The organism is Peribacillus sp. TH14 (assembly GCF_016651145.1).
GTDB lineage: Bacteria > Bacillota > Bacilli > Bacillales > DSM-1321 > Peribacillus > Peribacillus butanolivorans.
The window spans coordinates 1510128-1531094 of sequence record NZ_JAEKEK010000001.1; the positions used below are offsets into that span (position 1 = coordinate 1510128).

Below are 20967 nucleotides of genomic sequence, written 5' to 3' on the forward strand. Positions count from 1 at the left end.
TATTGTACATAGATACAATGTCGCCCCGGCTTCTCTGTGCCTAGTAAAAATTATATGCTTAGTAGCGAATGCAAGTCACTAGAATATTGCCCCCTCTTTATTCAAGTCATTTTATTCACGTTGAAAGCATATTAGGCAGCCGGGGATTATTTTTTTTGAAAACTAATAAACGTTCATATATAGATAAAAGGAGCAGGATGAGCATGAAACTTGAACAAATCATTAAAGAACGGCGCAGTATTAAACGATTTAAGGACATTCCTGTTCCCCTTGATACCATTCTATCCTTATTGGAAACATCGACATGGGCACCTAATCACAAAATGACCCAGCCGTGGCGCTTCATCGTCGTGCAGGGGGATAGCCGTTTAAAACTGGCTGAAGCAACCCGAGCTTTTATGGCAGGCAAGGAAAAGGATCCAGAAAAGAAAAAAGAAGCTGGACAGCGCGGATATAATAAACTAAAAGATGTTCCAATGTTTGTCGCGGTTGTAATGGACGAAAACCCAAATCCGATGACTCGCGAAGAAGATTATGCAGCTACAAGTGCCCTGATTCAGAACTTCAGCCTGCTTGCCTGGGAACAAGGAATCGGAATGATTTGGGAAACATACGGCATGATTCACAGCACAGAGTTCCGTGAAGCTTTAGGCGTAAATCCTGGTGAAAAAATCGTCGGTAGTCTGCACGTTGGCTACCCCGATATGATTCCCACCCCACGTCCACGGAAATCGATTGAACAACTCCTAACAGTTATGAACTAACTAAAAAGGAAAGCCTCCAATCTTCAATTTGGAGGCTTTCCTTTTCTTTATTATAGATGTCGATTACGTTTTATAAATAAAACTTCATATGAGACTTTTCCTGTTTATAATAATCCAGCCTTTCCTGTAGTGTTCCCGTATGGAATTCGAACTTATGCCCATCTAAATCAGTAAAATAAATAGACCTTTTATCTCTCTCATTTCTCTCCCTGCCTGTAAGGATATTCACCTCTTTGCTTTCCAGCTTCTCATAGATTTCATCAAAGTCTTTTTCATCAATTGAAAACGCCACATGTGTATATGAATCTTTTATTTCATTTCTTGATATATCCTTTTCTAAATTAAGAGCGATCCACATACCATTCAAATCGAGGTAGGCCGTGGAATTTCCCTTAACTAGCAACTTCGCTCCAAATACAGCTTCGTAAAATTCAGTAGATTTATCTAAATCAGAAACTGAAAATAAAAAGTGATTCAACCCTTTAATATTGATAAACTTCCTCTCCCTTCCTGTAGAAAATAATCATTTGCCACAAAAAAACTATTACATAATCGCGGGAACTTTAATTTTCAGGGAGAATTCTTCACTTTTATAGGTGAAATCCAAATAGCCTTGATGTTTTTTCACGATATCAGCGATGATTTTCGTTCCCATCCCTTCATGCGGCCCCAATTTCGTGGTTTGACCGTATTTTTCAAACAGTGCATCCAGAATGGGATTAGGTATGGGCAGACTGCTGTTGCTACATGATAAAAGGTACATACCGCTCCGTTTATAAAAATGAAGCGTGATTTGTGCTATCTCCCCTTTTTCCTCCTGCCATGATTCAGCTGCTTCAATCGCATTAGTAAGCACGTTCCCAATCAATGAGACTAGTTCCTGATCCTTTATAGGTAAAGACGAAAGCGGGACATCGAGATGATACACAATTTGTACTTGATTTTCCTTTGCCCTCCGGTACATTTGATGAAGAATCCCGGCAACGACCCCTTTTTCACCTTTAATTGATAGATTCGTTTCTTCAAACACATCTACTAATTCATTTATGTACTCTTTTGCGGTTGCCACCTCGTCACGTTCGATCATAAACTGAAGTGCAGACACGTGCTTCAGAAAATCATGACGCTGACTGCGTACCACCCGGAAGGTTTCATTAACCTGCATCCGTTCTTCTTCCATTTGCTTCTGCTGATTTTTAAGCCGGAGGAAACGTCTCCCCATATTGACCCTAATCATTTCTATCCCTATGAACAAAAGGAAAAGACCCAGATACGCGATTGAAGGTTCTATCCATGCATAAAGTATCGCAACAATCAGCTGCGTGCCTGATAGAATAGCAGTCACATAGTTTCCCAGTGAAATTTGCTTATAGAGGTGAGAATACTTTCGGTAAAGGAAAAAAGCAAGAAAGCAGATGAATATCGCTGATATGTATAGCGGGAAAGGCAAAGAAAGTAATTCTGTTAATCCATAAACATTCCATGCCCCTAATAGAGCCACAATTATCGGTAATGCATTCATAGTCTTCACACCTTAAAAGTATTGAGCTTGCAAAAAGTCCACTCTTTCCTTCGTGATCATCGCCTGCTCCTCGATCCCCTCGAAGTTCACGAGGTAAGAATTTTTTGCATACAAAGAAAAATTTTTCACAAAATGAATGTTAATGATGAATGAACGATGAGATCGGATAAAATCTCTTTCCCGCAACTCACCTTCCAGTTCATTCAAAGTCTGATAGGTTTTAATCGGACCGTTTTTCGTATGTATTGTGGTCGAACGTCCAGAGCGTTCGATGAAAACGATATCCTTTTTTTGTAAAATATGAATATCATTTTTCAGTTTTAAAAAAAGCCTTCCCGCCACTTCAGCTGTTTTTGATTTTTCCAGAAAACGATCGATTGATTTGACGAGCCTATCCTTCGAGTAAGGCTTCATGATATAGTCATGTACATTTAGCTCAAACGCATGGACAGCATACCCACTGGTACCAGTCACAAAAATGACAGCAATATTCAGTGCATGAGAATGAATGATGTCTGCCAATTCATATCCTGACAAATTGGGCATTTCGATATCCGCTATAAGTAAGTCAATCGTTTCCTGCTTAATCTGCTCATAAGCATATTCCGCGGAATCAGTAGAAAAGACAAGCTCGATACCCGGTATCTGGATCACAATACCATTCAGCTTGTCCAAATCAATTCTCCGGTCATCCACAAGTCCTACCTTCATTTTCAACTCTCCTCATCTAAAATTATCTTTATTTTACCATTTAGATTTGGAAAAATGACCTTTTCGCGACAATAAACGGCATTTTCGCGACAAAACTACAGTTTCTCATTTAGTTTATTTGTATGATTAAAACAACCAAAGAGATTGTAGGAGGTACCGAAATGATCGAAATTCATGAAATCACAAAAACGTTCCAAGATAAAAAAATATTTATAACCGCTCTTAAACATGTTTCCCTTGATGTGAGAAGAGGCCAGATTGTCGGATTGCTTGGAGAAAACGGGGCAGGAAAGACAACCTTGCTGCGTTCTATTGCCACACTTTTGACTCCAACAGATGGATATATCAAAGTTGCCGGATTTGATACTTTGGATAACCCGAATGAAATTAAGAAAAGAATCGGCGTCTTGTTCGGTGGTGAAACCGGTTTATATGACCGCTTAACCACACGTGAAAACCTCGCTTACTTCGCCACACTTTACGGATTAAGCAAGCACGAAACAAAAGTACGGATTGAAGAGCTCGCTGTCATGTTCGGGATGAAAGATTATCTCGACCGAAAAGTTGGAGGATTCTCCAAAGGTATGCGTCAAAAGGTCGCCATATCACGTACGCTAATTCATGATCCTGACATCATACTTTTCGATGAGCCGACGACAGGACTTGATATCACTTCATCTAATGTATTTCGCCAGCTTGTTCTTCAACTGAAACAGCAGGGTAAAACGATTATCTTCTCAAGCCATATCATGGAAGAGGTTACTTTACTCTGTGACTCCGTAGCAATGATGCATAAAGGGGAACTGATTTATAAAGGAAAGCTTGAGTCTCTTTATATAGAAGAAAATAGTCGTGACCTGAATTATATTTTCATGTCCAAACTTGTAAGGGGGAACCAATCTCATGTTTCTTAATATGTATGTGAAAGAAATGAAGGAAGCTTTAAGAGATCGTCGCACATTGATTTTGAGTGTATTCCTACCTATTCTCTTGTTGACTGGGTTAACACTATTTTACGAAAGTTTGATGACCACAGATGAGAATGAAACCTATACCCTGGCAGTCGATCCGTCATTCAGCAAAGACGGCAAAGCCTTGCTTAGTGATTTTCCACAAATCGAAGTCAAATCATTCGATAACCCGACCAAAGCCATCGAAGAAGGCAAAGCCGCTGCAGCCCTGCAAGTAAGCGACGGTTTCATGGAACAAATTAAAAAGGGCGAACAAGTCACGTTCAGCCTCTCCGGTGACACGTATAGCCAAGATAGTTCTTTCGCCCTTTCACAGGTCGAGTCAGCTTTAACACTTTTTGAAAAGCAAATCATTCAAGAACGGCTGCAAAACATCAATACTGACTCTAGTCTGATTAGTCCGCTGCAAGTCAACATCAAGGAAGTGGGCCTTGATACCGATAACGGGGCGTCACTGAGCATTCTTTCAATCTTTTTACCGATGATTATCACGATGGCCATCAGCACTGGGGCCTACCCGCTTGCCTCTGACTTATTTGCAGGAGAAAAAGACCGCAAAACGATGGAAGCCCTGCTAATGACTCCCGTCAGCCGTGGGAAAATCCTTGTAGCCAAATGGCTTACAATTTCATCCATCGGGGCGCTTGCAGGAATTGTCTCTATTCTAGTAGTCACCTTGGAGCTCATTTTTCTAACGGAAGAACTTAGAAAAGGATTTGATTTCGGTAACGACCTATGGATGATCCTCCCTACTGCCCTATTGATTACGGTATTATTTTCAATGTTCATGGGGGCTTTGCAAATGTCAGCTAGCATTATATCCAAGACCGTCAAGGAATCCCAAAACTATATATCACCGATAACAATGCTCGTCATTATGCCTGCACTATTCTTAGGCGGAACAGGCTTACATGAATTAACAACCAAACACTTCTTGATTCCAATTTTCAATATTTTTGCTCTCTTTAAAGAATTGATTTATGGCGTGATTGATTATCAAAACATCTTCCTTACAGCCAGTAGCCTCATTGTCTCAATTGCTTTATTCTTTGCTGTATCTAGGATTTTATTTTTGAAGGATAAATGGGTATTGAATTAAAGTAGACGCGCTGAACTCTCAGCGCGTCTTTTACCTGGCGAGATTTTTGATTTACAGTAAAAAACCTCCTTTTCAAGGAGGTTTCTAAAATCTCATTCTCAAAAAAACTCGTGATATAAAGCCTGAATTGCCGTCTCTTCACTATGACCTTTTACACCGAACATCATGCTCACCTCAGAAGAGCCTTGGTTGATCATTTCGATGTTGACCTTAGCTTCAGCCAGCGCTTTTGATGCTCTTGCCGTTGTACCCACATTATGACGCATTCCTTCCCCGACAACCATAATTAACGCAAGGTTATGTTCCACAATCACTTCATCAGCATGAAGCTCCTGCTTAATGCGCGAAACGATCTTCTTCTCAGCTTCCTCTGTCATTTGATCCTGCCTTAGTATAAGCGTCACATCATCAATACCGGATGGAATATGCTCATATGAAACCCCGTAATCTTCAAGGATATGAAGCAGTTTGCGTCCAAATCCGACTTCACGGTTCATCAAGTATTTACTAATGTAAATACTGCAAAACCCTTTGTCACTCGCAATCCCAATAACCGGGCCATTCGTATTATCGCGTGTGCTCACAATACGCGTCCCCTGAGCCGCTGGGTTATTCGTGTTTTGGATATGAACAGGAATTCCGGCACGAAATGCAGGAATTAAAGCCTCGTCATGGAACACCGAGAAACCAGCATAAGAAAGCTCACGCATTTCGCGATACGTTAACTCTCGGATCCCCTTTGGATTGGAAACCACGTTTGGATTCACAGCGAAAACGGCATCCACATCTGTAAAATTCTCATACAATTCGGCCTTAACCCCATTGGCAAGAATCGAACCCGTAATATCCGAACCACTCCTTGAGAACGTTAAAACATCGCCATCTAACGTGTAACCGAAGAACCCTGGGAATACTACAATTCCCGGCTCATCACGTAGAGCATATAACCGCTCATATGATTCGGGCAGCACTTTAGTGTATCCATCTTCATCCTTTACAATCAAGCCAGCTTTCTTCGGATCCATATACTGCGCCTCTACCCCACGGCTTTGAAAATAAGCCGCAACCAGCTTCGCATTATTATCTTCACCGCTTGCCTTTAAAGCATCCATATAACGCTTCGGATTATTTTGATCTGCACGTAACAACGTGTGCAAATCTTCACGAATCTCTTTAATGACATCCTCTGAAATATCTAATTCTTTAGCAATACTCGCATACCGAGTGACCACATCTTCTATCAAGAGCTGGCCATTCTCACCGCGCAGTTGCTGTTCGGCAACTTCAATCAATAAATCCGTCACCTTTATATCATCGGAATTGCGTTTCCCTGGAGCCGAAACAACAACAATCTTCCTCTCTGGATCAGAAACCACAATTTCGAATACTTTTTTTAACTGTTCACCTGACGCAAGTGAACTCCCGCCAAACTTCGCAACTTTCATCCCGACATCCCCTATTTTTAAAAATATTCTGTCAAAATCAACTCTCCCTATTATTACGTGTTTTGACAAAACAATCAAGAGATAATTCCTTTGCACAAGGACATTTGTGTTTTCAATAAAGACAAAGTCGATAAAATTATTGAATGAGGATGCAGAAAAACGTATAATAATCACTCTTCTTTGTAGCACTTTTCACATTTTATACGGTTCATTTACAAAAAAAACGTCAAAACAAAATACCTAGATTCTGTTTTGACGGGTTAAATTAAATATCTTAGAATCAGTGAATCCCTCGATAGGATTCATCCTGTGTAGCTGTGTTTTTCTGTACTTTTCCCTAACCTAGTAACTGGCGATAACTGCCTAAGAGCACCATTCTTAATGATCTTTGATTACAGAATGAAGATCCTCTTCTTCTGCATTCGGTGATAGGTACATTGCGTCTGCCAGACAATAGGCTTCGTAACAGTCATTTTTGAAAAATGACCAGAGGGGCTCCAACCGCATAAGAGGCTCCTCTAATGTTTAGCGATTATCTACAGTTTCCGGATACAAGTCGTGATTCATCAAGCGGAAATTCGCCATTTCCTCAAACTTCGTCCCTGGTTTCCCGTAGTTTGTGTATGGATCAATAGAAATTCCGCCCCTAGGTGTGAACTTGCCCCAGACTTCAATATATTTCGGATCCATCAACTCGATTAAATCGTTCATGATGATGTTCATGCAATCTTCGTGGAAATCACCATGGTTGCGGAAGCTGAACAAATAAAGCTTCAAAGACTTGCTTTCGACCATCTTCACACTAGGAATATAGCTAATGTAAATGGTTGCAAAGTCCGGCTGGCCAGTAATTGGACATAGGCTAGTAAACTCCGGACAATTGAACTTGACAAAGTAATCCCGGTTCGGATGCTTGTTATCGAACGACTCCAAAATTTCAGGCGCATAGTCGAATGTATATTTTGTGCCTTGATTCCCAAGTAATGTGATATCTTTTTTTAATTCTTCTTCTTTTCTTCCAGACATAAAAAGTCCTCCTCTTCCACGTTTCACAGGGAGATTCATAAAGTGGGCCTCTATATAACAAAAACCATATCTCCTCAAAGATATGGTTGATTCGCGAAAAATATCAAAGCCATAGTTTTTTTAAGAGGGTGATGCTATGAACCTCTCCCGTTTTTCGGGAAATATTTTAAAATTGTCATAGTAAATATAGAAAAAAATATCTAATCTGTCAATCATACTTTTTTAATTTAGTTTGATTCCTACATGTATTCAGCTTAAAATGTAGAAGAAGTTTATCCTACATGAAGGAAGAGATTAAAGCAATGTGGATCTTTGCAGCACTCATCACCAGTTTGTGTTTCGGAATCAATAACAGCATTTTTAAATGGAGTAGCGGAAAGGGTTACTCAAAGGTACATATCCAATTTTTCTTTTATTTTGTAGCTTTTATTTTGTCCATAATTTATGGAGTACTTGTGGATGGTTTGAACCTGAACTTGCTTTCTATCATGCTGGGTGCAGCAATTGGTGTACTGAACGCTAATGGAAATATCCAGATGGCAAGCGCCTTTGAAAAAGGTCCGGCAAGTTTGACATCTCCACTAATTGCAGCGAATGCAATATTCCCCATTCTCTGTGCAGCATTAATTTTTCACGAACATATTTCTTCCTTGCAGTGGAGTGGAATAGCCTGCATGCTTCTCGCTACCTTAGTCATTCAGTATACACCTAATGCTAAAGGTAATCATCAATATTTACCTTGGATTATGCACACTTTATTTTCCATTTTATCTTTTGGTGTGCTCGGCATCTTAATGACGACATCAACACGTCTTCATTTAAACTCCCTTGATATTCTAGTATCAATGTATGGGGGCGGAACTCTTTATCTTCTTTCGGCTTTGGCCTTTAAGAATGAAAAAATCAAGCTACAAGAAGTTAAAATTGGTTCCTTAGTAGGTTTTTTAAGCATCATAGCCTATGGATGTTATTTCTTTGCGTTGAATACCGGCATCGCAAGCATCATTTTCCCTGTCGTCAGCCTAAACTGTTTAGTGGTCGTATTTGCTGGATGTTATTTATTCAAAGAAAAACTAAAATCCTATCAAATTGCCGGCGTATTTGCAGCCTTAATCGGAATTATCTTAACCAAAATTTGAATAATAAATTTTCTAAAACAACCTGGCTGTTATGCAAACTAGCCAGGTTGTTTTTATTTGGGAAATAGGGTCTGACCCCTACACAACAAGCCTTTAACACTGATACAACAATCTTTATGCACATACAAAATCTCGGGAAATGGGGTCTGGCCCCAAAAAGTGTTGACATTTCTTTTTAAATATCAGATAATTATGAATATTAAATCTTCACATTCGTTGCTTTCGAAATGTTTGAAAAATATTCATCTTTGGGAATAAAAGAAGTACGTACAATACTCCCATTTAATACTGAATTAAGAAAGGAAAGATGCATAATGGTAAAAGTTACAGTAACAGTTGATTTCCAAGGAAAATCTTATCAAACTAACGTCCTTACTAAACCAGGTACTAATCAAGAAGAAATTTTACAACAAGCCCTTCATCAAGTGGAAAAACAATGGAAAGCATAAAAAAGCAGGCTTCGTTTTAGAAACCTGCTTTTTTTATTACCTTTTCAGATGTAATTTACCTAAATTACTTTTTACATGCACTTATACTAATAAACAAATTAACCCTTTTCAATACTGTTTTATTTATGTACTTCTATTGTTTTATTATCCTAATGCATTTTTTTGAATTTTTTCTATTCGAAGAACCCCTCGATTTCAATCCCCCCACTTTTAATTATTTTTTCCATATGATACTAATATAAAGACGTCAGTTTGTGAACGCTTTTACACTCAATCTGAATAACTAGTAATTTAGTATTTTCAATAAAGAAGGAAAGAAAGGTCCCTAAATGAACAGGGCTTTATTAACTATAACTTTTACCATCGAATAAAAAAATGGATTACACAATAAATAATTTTAGAAAAAAGACAGTCTTTTTAAAGACCGTCTTTTTTTATGTTCCTTTTAAACAAAATCCCTTATTACTGGCATAGAACGTTCTTGCAGGCTATCGGAAAGCAAACTATACGCAACTAACTTCTTCTTGTACTGTTTGACTACATCCACGTGGTCGTTGTAAATGTACACAAGTAACCTAACATCCTTTTTGCCTCTTTTAGTATCAATGACTAATGGGGTCCCACTGTTTTCTGGATGTAAAAACAATTGCTCGTTCCCTGGAAATATATGATTTTTTTCAAAAATTTAGCTTCATTAAAATAATTAATAACTTGAATTTTATCTTCACCTTCCAAGCGTTTTCCGTCAAAGGTTACGATGCAATTCGCGTCACTAAGTTCTGAATGCAGTTTAAATTTGCTTATAATCCAATTCACTGCATCGGTTGGAAGACAGGTAACTAATAGCTTAACCAAGCTTATGAGAATTGTTAAAATCAAAACAGGCAATGTCATATTTCATCATCTCCGCTAAGTTCTAAATTAATTATTATATCCCTTATTATATCAAAGGGGGCGGACAGTATTTCTTTGAAGATGTGACCGTTCTATTAACGTTTCACTTATTGTGAAACGTTGTACTTAAACAAACGGGTTCTTGAAGAAGGGCACTAAAGATACGAAGACGTAGATTAATGCTTAACCAGTCTAAAACGTACACAGTATAGTAGAAATTAAGGAAATTATAGAAGCCACTAAATTATTTTAACGGCTTGTTGCTTTCTTTTTTATATAAAAGGATGATTATTATTCTCTTCAAAACCCGGAAGAATCATTAAAGGCATTACCATTACCCTCTCCTCCAAATGAATCTAAGGTAAGCCCGTCGATAATCCGATCAAACAGTAAAAGACCCAATAAAGGGGCCGCTATCTCGTCCTAGAAATAATGAGCAATGATCAGGGTAAAAACTCAACATTTATTATTTAAATTATTATGAAAAAAGATGTTTTTTTTTGAAGATTCCTCGAATTTTCAAGGAATTCTTGTGTATAACGAATCTAGCTCCTATCTTCTTACCCATATTTTCTACCATTCCCTGTAAATAAAACATTCTGAAATGGTTATACTAAACTTATTTGGTTCATCTTCATCCTTCATAACAATACAAATTTCTATGATGAAGTGAATATAATGATATATAAATTCCAAAACTTACTATAATTAAATACAAAAAAACTGGGCGTCATCAAGACGCCCAGTTTTGTAGGAATGGATTATTGATATCCCCAAATCATTGTTAGCATTGTACCGAAAATTGTAACCAATGCAACAAACAATCCGTAATAAACGTTTGTGTAAATCGATGCTTTATCCTCAGACTCTCCTGCATGCATGAACATTACCAATTGAAGTGCTGCTTGCATGAAGGCTGTAACAAGTAGGATGATCATTGCCATTTTAAGTGAGAGATCAAACACTATAACTGATAGTGCAACCAAAGTCAGGATTAGTGAAAAGGCAAATCCCATAACTTGGCCCCGTGGGAATAATTGTTTCATATTACATCATTCCTTTCAGGTAGACGAAACTGAAGATGAAAATCCAGACAACGTCTAAGAAATGCCAGTAAAGAGAAAAGATGAAAGCTTTGTTTGCTGTTTCTGGAATCAGACCGCGTTTTTTAACCTGCAGAATGATGAATGTTCCCCAGAATAAACCAAGTGTAACGTGAGCTCCATGCGTACCTAGTAACGTAAACAAACTAGATAAGAAAGCACTTGTTTGAATCGTTGCTCCTTCATGTACATACTCCACGAATTCATAGATTTCGACTCCCAAAAAGCCTAAACCAAGAATTAGAGTAATAACGAAGAAACTAAGCATCGCTTTCTTACTACCAAGTCTCATTGCATTGATTCCAAGTCCAATGGTAAAACTACTAGTTAAAAGAAAAATTGTTTGAAGCATTAGGGTTGGTACTTTAAAAAGGTGTTCCCCTGTTGGACCATTTCCAGTACCGTTAACTAATACAAAATAAGTGGCGAACAGTGTAGCGAAAAGAGCTATTTCTGCTCCTAGGAAAATCCAGAACCCAAAAATCTTTAAGCGATTTTCTTCCGTGCTATATTCTAGTGGCAGCGAGTTATCTATTTTCATTACTTAGCACCTCGCAATTTATTTTCAGTTTCTTCAATCTCTTCAACGGAGATATAACGTCCGTGATCTTTTTCGAATGAACGGTGAGCCATACAAGCAAAGATACCAAGTGTTGCGATGATTGCAATGATCCACATGCTGAATACCATTGCAAAGCCCCAAACGAAGAAGATACAGCTCATGATAAACGGCACGCCACTGTTATTTGGCATATGAATCTTTTCTACTTTACCGCCAAATAATTTAAAGCCCTTTTTCTTAGAATCCCAGAATGCTTCTGTAGAATCAACTGTAGGCACAATTGCAAAGTTATATTCTGGTATTGGTGTATGAGTAGCCCACTCTAGAGAACGTGCATCCCATGGATCGTTTGAAATATTTCTTGATGCATAACGAGTACTCCAATAGATGTTGTACACAATAAGCGCGAACCCTATTGCTAAGCCAATCGCTCCAACGAAAGAGAGCATATTCAATGGACCATAGCCTGTTGATTCAGAGTACGTATACATACGACGTGCTTGCCCATCCAAACCAGTGATGAACATCGGGAAGAATGTTACATTAAAGCTGATTGTAATGAACCAGAACGACCATTTCCCAATTTTTTCGCTCAACATGAAACCAAACATTTTTGGCCACCAGTACGTGAAACCAGCAAGTACGGCAAATACAGTACCAGGGATTAAAACGTAGTGGAAGTGAGCTACTAAGAACATTGTATTATGGTATTGGTAGTCAGCACTTGCCATGGCAAGCATAACCCCTGTTACCCCACCGAGCGTGAAAATCGGAATGAAAGCTAGAGAGTATAACATTGGAACAGTAAAAACGATTTTACCTTTCCAAAGCGTGAACAACCAGTTGAAAATCTTAACACCGGTCGGAACGGCAATTGCCATCGTGGTAATCGAGAAGATACCATTAACCATTGCACCGTGACCCATTGTATAGAAATGGTGAGCCCATACAACGAAAGATAGAGTAGAAATAGCTACCATAGAGATAACCATCGAATTATATCCGTACAGGTTACGACGTGCAAAAGTTGAAATGATTTCACTGTAAATACCGAATGCCGGAAGAATAACTATATAAACTTCAGGATGTCCCCAAACCCAGAACAAGTTTGCCCAAAGCATATCGCTACCGCCATTGGCCATCGTAAAGAATTGAGTTCCGAATAGACGATCCATTGTCATCAACGCAAGTGCCACTGTCAATACAGGGAAAGCGAAAACGATAATGAAGTTTGTGATCAAGATAGACCATGTGAACATTGGCATTTTCATTAAGTTCATACCAGGTGCTCTCATTTTCAAGATGGTTACGATAAAGTTGATACCAGTCAGTAATGTACCGATACCAGCTATTTGAATTGCAATCGCGTAATAGTTCGAACCTACTGATTCACTGAAATCGTTACTTGCCAGCGGGAAGTAAGATGTCCAACCTGCATCAGGAGAACCACCGACTACGAAAGAGATGTTAAATAGCATTGCCCCCATGAAGAATAACCAGAAGCTTACTGCGTTTAGACGTGGGAATGCTACGTCACGCGCTCCAATTTGTAATGGTGTAACAATGTTCATTAACCCAATGATAAATGGCATAGCCATGAACAGAATCATGACGACCCCGTGTGTTGTAAATATTTCATTATAATGCTGTCCATCCAACAAACCGTTATCAGGCACAGCCGTTTGAGCACGCATCATGATAGCATCGGCGCCACCACGGAAAAGCATAAGTAGTGCTGACAAGATGTACATGATACCAATACGTTTATGGTCAACCGTTGTTAACCACTCACGCCATAAGTAACCCCATTTTTTAAAATAGGTAATTCCGGCAACAACCGCAATCATGGTTAAGCCAATGGCAACCATGGATGCATAAATTGCAGGACTTGGATGAGGTACGGCAAATCGATCAAAGTAATCCATACTTTTGTGACTCCTTTCAGGAAAATATTCCTTATCTTGTAAACCTAGTTGTTTTATCGAACGAAATTAATTCTTAGTGATCATGATTCATGTTGCTGTGTTCTGAATGTTCCTCGTGTGAATCTTTGGAATCATTTTCTTCAGTATCAGAAGATCCGTGGTCATGACCAGCATGTTCCCCTTCAGGAGCTGGAGAAAACTCTAAGTGAGTTCCAGTGTAAGTGGATTGTCCCACATGACCAGGTTCTAATAATTTATTGAATTTTTCCTCAGTAAGCGGTTTAGCAGTAGCTTTAATTTCATCTACCCACTTATCGTATTCTTTTGCAGACAGTACATTAACGTTGAACGTTTGCTGAGCAAAACCTGAACCACTGAAGTTTGAATTTCGACCCATATACTCTCCTGGTACATCAGCTGCTAAGTGCAACGTGTTAACCATGTCCGACATCGCGTATTTTTGTCCTCCAAGTTGTGGAATCCAGAAACTAGAGATTGGTCCGAATGAATAAAGTTTAAATTCAATTGGTCGGTTAGTCGGTAAAAACAGATAGTTAACTGTTTCGATATCTTCTTCCGGATAACTAAAATGCCACTTCCAGTTAGAAGATGAAGCATAAATAACTAACGGTTCTTGCTCTTGGTATCCTTTAGGTGTTGCCTCAACTTCATTTGTTGTTTTAACAGTAACAACTGATAGGAAAGCGACGATTAAAATTGGGATCGCAACCCAAATTATTTCAAGAACCTTACTTCCTTCAATATGAGGTGGTTCATAATCATCACGCTGTTTGGAAGCACGATATTTCATTATCATGAAGATATACAGTACAATAACGACAAGAACGACAAAGGCCATTGTCCATATCGAAATCATAATAACATCTGCTTGTGTTGCAGCTACTGGCCCTTTAGGGTCCAAGACCATTAATGGGTTATCGCAACCGGTTAGCACAGTGGCAATAGTAAAAAGTATAGTTAATAAAGCCCATTTTATTTTCATAGTACTACCCCTTTCTTACATAATAAAATTCCTATTGGTAATTATTCGGACAAAGTGTTACCATGTTCACAAACCCCGACATACCAATATTAATCCCAAGTGTATAAAAAGACAATACAAAGTGACATCTGTCACATAAAGTTCATGAAAGAGCAGTAAGAAGATGGTAACTGAACTGAAATGTTCGAAAATCTTTATGAAATGAAATATAATAAATGTTTAATATCTTACTTACGGAGAATTCGCTTAGTTAGTGAGGATTTGCAAGTATCCCCGGTTTATTTTCCATATAATGTTACTTTAATATAATGAATTTTCACATTATATTCTTCCTCGTACATTACTCAAGACCTGATTTAAATTACCGAATATTCAGAATTTTATTACCTCTCCTGTTAAGAAGATAGCTATCAATGGAATCGTTATTGGATGTTGATGGTATCCAGGATTAAAAACGAATTTTTCTCACTCGACCATGGACTCGGTAACGGCATTGTATATGATGTTGTGTTCCCTGCTTCATTACACTTGTCGTACAACACTTGCCCTTATATATATATATATATAAGGAAACAAAGAGTGTGAAATGAACATTTTGATCCTTTATGATGCCTACTTGAATGCCTTTCTAGGACATTTGCTGTGGCACATTTAGCCATTCTAATAGGCTTGGTTAAAATAGGGGAAAGGAAAATGGGGGCTTGTACTCTATAATCGGGTTAATCTTATTTAAGAACAATAATAATATATGATTGGTAATCAGGTTCCGTCTTCTCGCAATACTTATTGCCCTGTCAGTATTACTTTTCCTAAACTGCTGTTTAGTCCTGTCCTCCTATTTTTGCGGGAGCAGGCTATTTGTGTTTTGTAATTATGAATGGGGCATGAAAAAGGATATCCTTTCACACCTCAAAATTTATAAAGTGACCAGGGGGCAGGCCGTTTCCCCACATGTTACTTCAAGCGCATTAGTCCATTCACTTTTCTGGAATTCCTCCACCTACGAATAAAGGAAACTCACTACTTAAATATCCAATTTTGACAACTGCATCCCTTTTGTTTCTTTTATTATATGCACATAGAAAACCACGAAAAATGGACCTTTTTAAAGTGTCCATTTTTCGTGGTATAGTTCAGAGTTCAGAATGTAGAGTTAGAACTTTTCATTCAGGAATGTAGTGAGTTTGGTGTGGATGGCCAAGCTATGTTGTATGTACACATATTCTAAATCAACTGGATTTGGATCATTGAATATGCTTTCATTGTTGGAGCACTTGTTTACTAGTTGGTTACGCTTAAATCGTGTACAACCTACTGCCATGCCCAAGAAATATTTCAAGCGATTCTTTGAATACGCGTTCTCTAGAGTGGTCTACTCTCTGTTCCCAGTTCCAGAATACAACTTCACTATCGTACCGACAGCTGATTCTTCACTAGCATTCCGGATGTAGCTTCATCTACCTGAAAGGAAATTTGAGTATGAAACAGTTATTTCCACGTGGACATGTAATGGGGTTCATATTCTCCATGGTTCTTACAGCCGTGGCTCTTGGTGTTGATATATATGACCTTTCTTTCAGAACAGGAATGATAGTCCTTATAGAAGCTTCATTCCTGCAAGTAGCGAACAACTAGTTATGTTCATGCATGTTTGTGAATCTGATGATAAGAAGGCCATCTATACAAACGTTTATTACCCTCTATTAATTGCTTTAGTTACTGAATTCGGTACTTCTTTTTGTTTTAACTTTTGAATTTATTTTTATGATTTTAGTTGTTTCCGGTACAACTCTTTCACCCTTATGTGTGTTCATCACCATTTCTTCTGTCAGGACAAAAAATATACCAACTAGGAAAATGGCAGCTGCGCTTAATGTAATGGCCATTCCAACAGCAGTTAAAATATAATCCTTATTGTAATCGCTTACAAATAAACTTAAAGCAAAAATAATAATTCCGATTACACAACCTGTGCCTGATACCCACTTCACTGCATCTAACATCTTCTGATTAGCTTCCATTATTTCATCCCCTTTCTTTCTATTTTATGACATTTCACAAATTTGTCAAACTTTTTATAATTTTCAATATATTCACAATGAAAACCTTGACAAATTAAAGTGATTACAACTCACTTTTAGGTATTCAAGACTATATGGAAAATAAACCAAATAGTTAAAATACACTACCTATTTTTCCGATAATATCCATTTTTATACTATCATTTATTTTTTATTATTTACCCAAATATTTTATCGACTCATTAGCTATAAAAATGACTCCTGCCAATTGCTCAGGAGTCATTTCTCTTTTTTTATGAATTTTGTAACGTAATCGTTAAGGTTTTCTCTTCATTACCTCGATACACTTTAACTTTTACTTTGTCGCCAATTTTCTTATCTGTGTATAGATGTTTCCTTAATTCAGCAGAGGTACTAATTTTCGTTCCATCAATCTCTACAATGATATCCTGTTGCTTAAGTCCACCATTTGCAGCAGCCGATCCAGTTTCTATACCCGTTACCATTACTCCTGACTTTGCAGCCTCAGGGACATTTTGAAGATAATACTGTGGAAGTTCTTCTGTGTTCGCCAAGCTGACCCCTAAATATGGCCGCGTGATTTTTCCATTTTCAATCAGTTCCGTTACAATCGGTATTACGTCATTACTTGGTATAGCGAAACCTAAGCCTTCCACACCGCTTTCAGAAATTTTCAAACTGTTTATGCCTATTACTTCACCAGCAGTATTGATTAATGCACCTCCACTGTTGCCAGGATTAATTGCCGCATCTGTTTGAAGGACATCAAGTTCCCACTCTCCGTCAGATGTATCGACTGATATAGAACGCCCAGTTGCACTTACAATTCCTTGCGTAACCGAACGTGAGAAATCAAGTCCGAGAGGGTTACCAATGGCCAAAACTTCTTCACCTGGACGCATTCTATCTGAATCCCCAAAATTAATTCCCTCTGGTGCTACCGAGGCATCAATCGTCAAAACCGCTAGGTCTGTTAAAGCATCTGCACCAACAACTGTTGCAGTTGCCTTTTGTCCATCATACAATGAAATTTCTACTTCCTTAGCTCCTTCAATAACATGATTATTCGTGATGATATAGGCCTTACCATTATCTTTTTTATAAATAACTCCTGACCCCGTGCCGCTCTCAACAGTTTCGCTCTCCGTGCTTTGCTGCTGGAATGGGTTCTGATTTTGCATCTCTTGTAAATTTACGACACCTACAATCGATTTTGAAGCTGATTCAACCATATCTGCTCTTTCATTTGAATCTGTGCTTGTCGATAACTTTTCTGTATTTATACTCTTATTCTTTTCCACGCTCTCGGTTTGTTCTGCCCCTGCAGTTTGTGATGATTCGGTCACTGTATTTTTCTCTGCATCTATAAAATCTCCGCCAAATACAAACACAGAAGATGTAACTATAGAAGCAACAGTTCCAGAAACAAGACTAGTTAACCAAAGCGACTTTCCCTTTTTCGGTTCAGCTTTCACCCGAACTTGCTCATCCCCATTATAATTCTCCATCCTTTATCCCTCCTATGAAAGTCCTTTACTTGGCTCCATCATAAACAGTAATTATTAAAAAATTCTTAAGAAATAAAGAATACGGCAAACTTTTTACAAAAAAGATAAAATTAATTTAGATATGACCGAAAAAAGAACAATATTGACTGGTTAATAGCTCTGAGATTTCTTACCCCCCATTACGAAAAAAGATGCCTCAAATAACAAGGCACCTTTTTCATCCATTCTATTTCTTACATAAGCTCATAGACTTCTTTTGTCTTCTTATTCACGCCATACCAACCCCAAGTAGCCTTATGCCCACTTCCCTTACTGTCATTGGCCATTTCAAACACTTGGAATATGTAATCTCCCTTTTCATCTTCACGATCATATTGAATTTGAAGCTGAGGATAGTTTTCCATGTCAGCGTAGTCTTTCACCAGATTTTCCGCCTGAGCTTTCGTCAATGTCTTATCTAAATCCTTGTTACTCTCGTGATTTCCTTTATCAGCTAGCTTCGATGTGGCGGGGGCCTCCACTGGCTCATCCTCTTCTTCTGACTCGGTAACTGGGTTTTCAGACTCATCCCTCGATTGCTCTGCCTCAGTGTCTTCAACTGGCTCAGCACTGGCTTCTCCAGTTTCTGAGGACATTCCAATTGCCTTTTGTACCATGAGTTTACCTTTCTCATAATTTGCCTTATATGCAGCAGCTTCTTCAAAAAACACTTGAGCCGCCTCAAAATCTTGTTCCTCGTATTTCTTCATTCCATCTGCCAAAAGGACGCAAAGTTCCATTAACTCTTTCGTCTCCCCTGTTTGGTCTTCTTTATACGCTAATTCAAATGCCTCATGGGCCTCTAAATAATTTTCCTCTTCCACCTGACTTTTTCCTAGCTCCATGTTGGAATCGTAATTCCTGGTTGTACAGCCTGAAACAATTAATGCCATCATTAAAATAAATATGAGTAATCTCTTCAAAAAGTCACTCCTCACTTTTACTGAATACACATACACTTCCATATTATTCTATAAATCTATCTTACCCGATTTTACAAGAAATATCTGACATCTTTATCTCTATCGATTTATTATGGAGAATGTTCACTTTTATGATTATATTTTTACAAATAGTGGTACATCATAGATAAACGCTTGAAAGGGTGATGAAAAAATGATGCAGGAAAAACAGACCTATCATGTGGATTTGGTCAGCGGCGATGTACTAGGAAAAAAACTTGAGGAAAATCCAAGCTTTACTATACACGCTACAGATGAAGAACTAGCAGAATTAAAGCAATGCCTAGAGGAACATCGAACAGATGACTTGGAGTCATACGCTCGTTCTCATGTACCTTATCTTCTCTATCATCATGACCGGGCAAATGATAAATACGATGAAGCTATGAAAAAGCTGTACGCCATCATATATAAATTAGGCGATGAAACAGCCCGAAAGCATATTGAAGAAATCGGCATATTGGCAGATAACAAATTCAAAGGCAACGAGGAAATCCAAAACTTTAAATAGGAGAATAATTAAACAGAACCTGAAATATCAAGTTTCTATTTTTTAAAAGAACGAGGATGAAAAAAGCATCTTCGAAAGAAAGTGATTTAACACATGGGGTACATCACGATCAGAGTGTTTGGAGTTTTACAGGAAGAAAATTATGATGGTATTAGTTTTGGAAATGCATAATCCAAAATAAAAATATACCAGAACTGTTGCATTCAATAGGTAACGATTCTGGTATATTTAACGTTTTGCGGATTACTTTACGATGAAAAATAAGGTGTCATTCACACATAAGTCTAGTGTTTTTGCTTATAATAGGTAACCGCTAGCGCTAGGGCAAGTACGGTTCCTTTAACGATGTCCATCGCGTAGTATGGGACAGACATCATAATCAGTCCGTTTTGAAGGATTCCAATCAGGACTGCACCGATGAAGGTTCCGAAGGCATTCGGTTTCCCTGCTCCTAGAACGGATGAACCAATAAATGCTGCTGCAACAGCATCCATTAAGTAAGGAGACCCGGAATTGATTTCGGATGTCATGACACGGGAAGCAAGGACAATTCCCCCGATTGCGGCAAAGAGAGCCGAAAGGAGATAGGCCAGTACTTTGTATTTATTTACCGAAATTCCAGAAAGTCTGGCAGCTTCCTTATTTCCCCCAATAATGTACATATAACGACCGTGCTTGGTATAAGTCAAAAAGATATGGGTAGCTATCACAATGACTGCCATGATCAGAATAATCCAAGGGACCTGTCCAATCTTAGCGAAAAATGGGCTGATCAGTCCTTCAGCGAACGTTCCATCAGGCATGACCATATTTTGTGAAACCGTTGCTCCTTTTGTATAGGTAAGAGCAATCCCTTGGATGATGAACATGGTCGCTAATGTCATAAGCATGTCAGGAATTCTCAATTTTACAATCATGAATGAATTTAATGCTCCTACTACAAGCGACGCACCGATTGCAGCTAATATGGCAATCAGGGTATCCTGCGAAAACCAAACAAACATCGAAATGACGATCGCATTAGCCAATGATGCTACAGAACCAACGGATAGGTCAAAACCATCCACAGTTAAGGATATCGTAATTCCAATCGCAATAATGGTCACGATTGAAATAGAACGCAGAATGTTAATTAGATTATTAGCTTGAATGAAAGATGGATTTGAAACGGCAAATATCCCAACCAAAATGATAATCGTCAAGATTGTGCCGTATTTATAGAAAAAGTCGAATAAGTCTACTTTTTTCTTCGCTTTTGTTGTCTGTGTGAGAACAGGAATCGGTGTACTCAT

21 protein-coding genes, 2 pseudogenes and 1 riboswitch are annotated in these 20967 nt (G+C 38.3%); of the genes and pseudogenes, 8 read left to right on the forward strand and 15 right to left on the reverse strand.

Annotation, left to right across the window (positions count from 1 at the left end):
* Nucleotides 1–203: 203 nt before the first annotated feature.
* Complete coding sequence (locus tag JFU50_RS07385; RefSeq protein ID WP_201222287.1) at nt 204–764, forward strand: nitroreductase family protein; 561 nt, start codon at nt 204–206, stop codon at nt 762–764.
* A gap of 70 nt (nt 765–834) precedes the next feature.
* On the opposite strand, the gene fosB is transcribed toward JFU50_RS07385, so the two are convergent.
* From fosB to JFU50_RS07400, 3 genes are read right to left on the reverse strand one after another with little or no spacing between them, the layout of a single operon-like run.
* Nucleotides 835–1257, reverse strand: a complete 423-nt coding sequence (fosB, locus tag JFU50_RS07390; RefSeq protein WP_201225034.1) for a metallothiol transferase FosB — start codon at nt 1255–1257, stop codon at nt 835–837.
* Nucleotides 1258–1308: 51 nt separating this feature from the next.
* Nucleotides 1309–2286 carry a sensor histidine kinase gene (locus tag JFU50_RS07395; protein ID WP_201222289.1) on the reverse strand — a complete coding sequence of 326 codons (978 nt, stop codon included), beginning with the start codon at nt 2284–2286 and terminating at the stop codon, nt 1309–1311.
* A 12-nt stretch (nt 2287–2298) separates the two neighbouring features.
* Nucleotides 2299–2997 (reverse strand): LytR/AlgR family response regulator transcription factor, encoded by a 699-nt coding sequence (locus JFU50_RS07400; protein ID WP_201183125.1) that lies wholly within the window; start codon nt 2995–2997, stop codon nt 2299–2301.
* Nucleotides 2998–3158: 161 nt separating this feature from the next.
* On the opposite strand from JFU50_RS07400, the gene JFU50_RS07405 reads away from it, so the two are divergent.
* On the forward strand, nt 3159–3911 hold the full coding sequence (locus JFU50_RS07405) for an ATP-binding cassette domain-containing protein (protein WP_201183126.1): 753 nt from the start codon (nt 3159–3161) through the stop codon (nt 3909–3911).
* The gene (locus JFU50_RS07410) at nt 3901–5067 is read left to right on the forward strand and encodes an ABC transporter permease (protein ID WP_201183127.1); all 1167 of its coding nucleotides are present in this window, start codon (nt 3901–3903) and stop codon (nt 5065–5067) included. Before JFU50_RS07405 ends, JFU50_RS07410 begins: the two co-directional genes overlap by 11 nt.
* A gap of 98 nt (nt 5068–5165) precedes the next feature.
* Here the strand turns inward: JFU50_RS07410 and JFU50_RS07415 are convergent, their stop codons facing one another.
* The 3 genes from JFU50_RS07415 to queF form a co-directional block, all read right to left on the reverse strand.
* Nucleotides 5166–6512, reverse strand: coding sequence for an aspartate kinase (locus JFU50_RS07415; protein ID WP_201222290.1), 1347 nt, complete (start codon nt 6510–6512; stop codon nt 5166–5168).
* 378 nt (nt 6513–6890) lie between these two features.
* Complete coding sequence (locus JFU50_RS31405; protein ID WP_274608345.1) at nt 6891–7019, reverse strand: hypothetical protein; 129 nt, start codon at nt 7017–7019, stop codon at nt 6891–6893.
* A gap of 18 nt (nt 7020–7037) precedes the next feature.
* Entirely contained in the window at nt 7038–7538 is a 501-nt protein-coding gene (gene queF / locus JFU50_RS07420) for a preQ(1) synthase (RefSeq protein WP_053344304.1), read from the reverse strand.
* Between the two features lie 105 nt (nt 7539–7643).
* Nucleotides 7644–7689: riboswitch (PreQ1 riboswitch) on the reverse strand.
* A 130-nt stretch (nt 7690–7819) separates the two neighbouring features.
* Between queF and JFU50_RS07425 the strand changes: the two genes are divergently transcribed.
* Together JFU50_RS07425 and JFU50_RS30680 are read left to right on the forward strand one after the other, a co-directional pair.
* On the forward strand, nt 7820–8677 hold the full coding sequence (locus JFU50_RS07425) for a DMT family transporter (protein WP_242485339.1): 858 nt from the start codon (nt 7820–7822) through the stop codon (nt 8675–8677).
* 227 nt (nt 8678–8904) lie between these two features.
* Nucleotides 8905–9126, forward strand: coding sequence for a BA3454 family stress response protein (locus tag JFU50_RS30680; RefSeq protein WP_242489034.1), 222 nt, complete (start codon nt 8905–8907; stop codon nt 9124–9126).
* A gap of 445 nt (nt 9127–9571) precedes the next feature.
* On the opposite strand, the pseudogene JFU50_RS07435 reads toward JFU50_RS30680, so the two are convergent.
* The 5 genes and pseudogenes from JFU50_RS07435 to qoxA all read right to left on the reverse strand — a co-directional run bounded on the left by JFU50_RS07435 (nt 9572) and on the right by qoxA (nt 14613).
* A pseudogene (locus JFU50_RS07435) lies at nt 9572–10020 on the reverse strand (YfmQ family protein).
* 761 nt (nt 10021–10781) lie between these two features.
* Entirely contained in the window at nt 10782–11066 is a 285-nt protein-coding gene (qoxD, locus tag JFU50_RS07440) for a cytochrome aa3 quinol oxidase subunit IV (RefSeq protein WP_053344301.1), read from the reverse strand.
* A gap of 1 nt (nt 11067) precedes the next feature.
* Entirely contained in the window at nt 11068–11664 is a 597-nt protein-coding gene (qoxC, locus tag JFU50_RS07445) for a cytochrome aa3 quinol oxidase subunit III (RefSeq protein WP_053344300.1), read from the reverse strand.
* Nucleotides 11664–13610 carry a cytochrome aa3 quinol oxidase subunit I gene (gene qoxB, locus JFU50_RS07450; RefSeq protein ID WP_201183129.1) on the reverse strand — a complete coding sequence of 649 codons (1947 nt, stop codon included), beginning with the start codon at nt 13608–13610 and terminating at the stop codon, nt 11664–11666. Before qoxB ends, qoxC begins: the two co-directional genes overlap by 1 nt.
* A gap of 73 nt (nt 13611–13683) precedes the next feature.
* Entirely contained in the window at nt 13684–14613 is a 930-nt protein-coding gene (qoxA, locus tag JFU50_RS07455) for a cytochrome aa3 quinol oxidase subunit II (RefSeq protein ID WP_201183130.1), read from the reverse strand.
* Nucleotides 14614–15791: 1178 nt separating this feature from the next.
* On the opposite strand from qoxA, the gene JFU50_RS07460 reads away from it, so the two are divergent.
* Both JFU50_RS07460 and qoxD (JFU50_RS07465) read left to right on the forward strand, forming a co-directional pair.
* Complete coding sequence (locus tag JFU50_RS07460; RefSeq protein WP_207198787.1) at nt 15792–16064, forward strand: hypothetical protein; 273 nt, start codon at nt 15792–15794, stop codon at nt 16062–16064.
* Between the two features lie 28 nt (nt 16065–16092).
* Nucleotides 16093–16367 (forward strand): annotated as a pseudogene (gene qoxD, locus JFU50_RS07465) (cytochrome aa3 quinol oxidase subunit IV).
* Here the strand turns inward: qoxD (JFU50_RS07465) and JFU50_RS07470 are convergent.
* The 3 genes from JFU50_RS07470 to JFU50_RS07480 all read right to left on the reverse strand — a co-directional run bounded on the left by JFU50_RS07470 (nt 16326) and on the right by JFU50_RS07480 (nt 19125).
* Nucleotides 16326–16634 (reverse strand): hypothetical protein, encoded by a 309-nt coding sequence (locus JFU50_RS07470; RefSeq protein ID WP_201183132.1) that lies wholly within the window; start codon nt 16632–16634, stop codon nt 16326–16328. The pseudogene qoxD (JFU50_RS07465) and the gene JFU50_RS07470 sit on opposite strands and share 42 nt — an antisense overlap.
* Before the next feature lie 293 nt (nt 16635–16927).
* On the reverse strand, nt 16928–18163 hold the full coding sequence (locus JFU50_RS07475; protein ID WP_201183133.1) for a S1C family serine protease: 1236 nt from the start codon (nt 18161–18163) through the stop codon (nt 16928–16930).
* 233 nt (nt 18164–18396) lie between these two features.
* A complete protein-coding gene (locus tag JFU50_RS07480; RefSeq protein ID WP_201222294.1) occupies nt 18397–19125 on the reverse strand; it encodes a hypothetical protein in 729 nt (242 codons plus the stop codon).
* Between the two features lie 193 nt (nt 19126–19318).
* Here JFU50_RS07480 and JFU50_RS07485 point away from each other — a divergent pair, with 193 nt between their 5' ends.
* Nucleotides 19319–19675, forward strand: coding sequence for a hydrolase (locus tag JFU50_RS07485; protein WP_201222296.1), 357 nt, complete (start codon nt 19319–19321; stop codon nt 19673–19675).
* 284 nt (nt 19676–19959) lie between these two features.
* On the opposite strand, the gene JFU50_RS07490 is transcribed toward JFU50_RS07485, so the two are convergent.
* Nucleotides 19960–20967, reverse strand: a complete 1008-nt coding sequence (locus JFU50_RS07490; protein ID WP_056522618.1) for an ABC transporter permease — start codon at nt 20965–20967, stop codon at nt 19960–19962.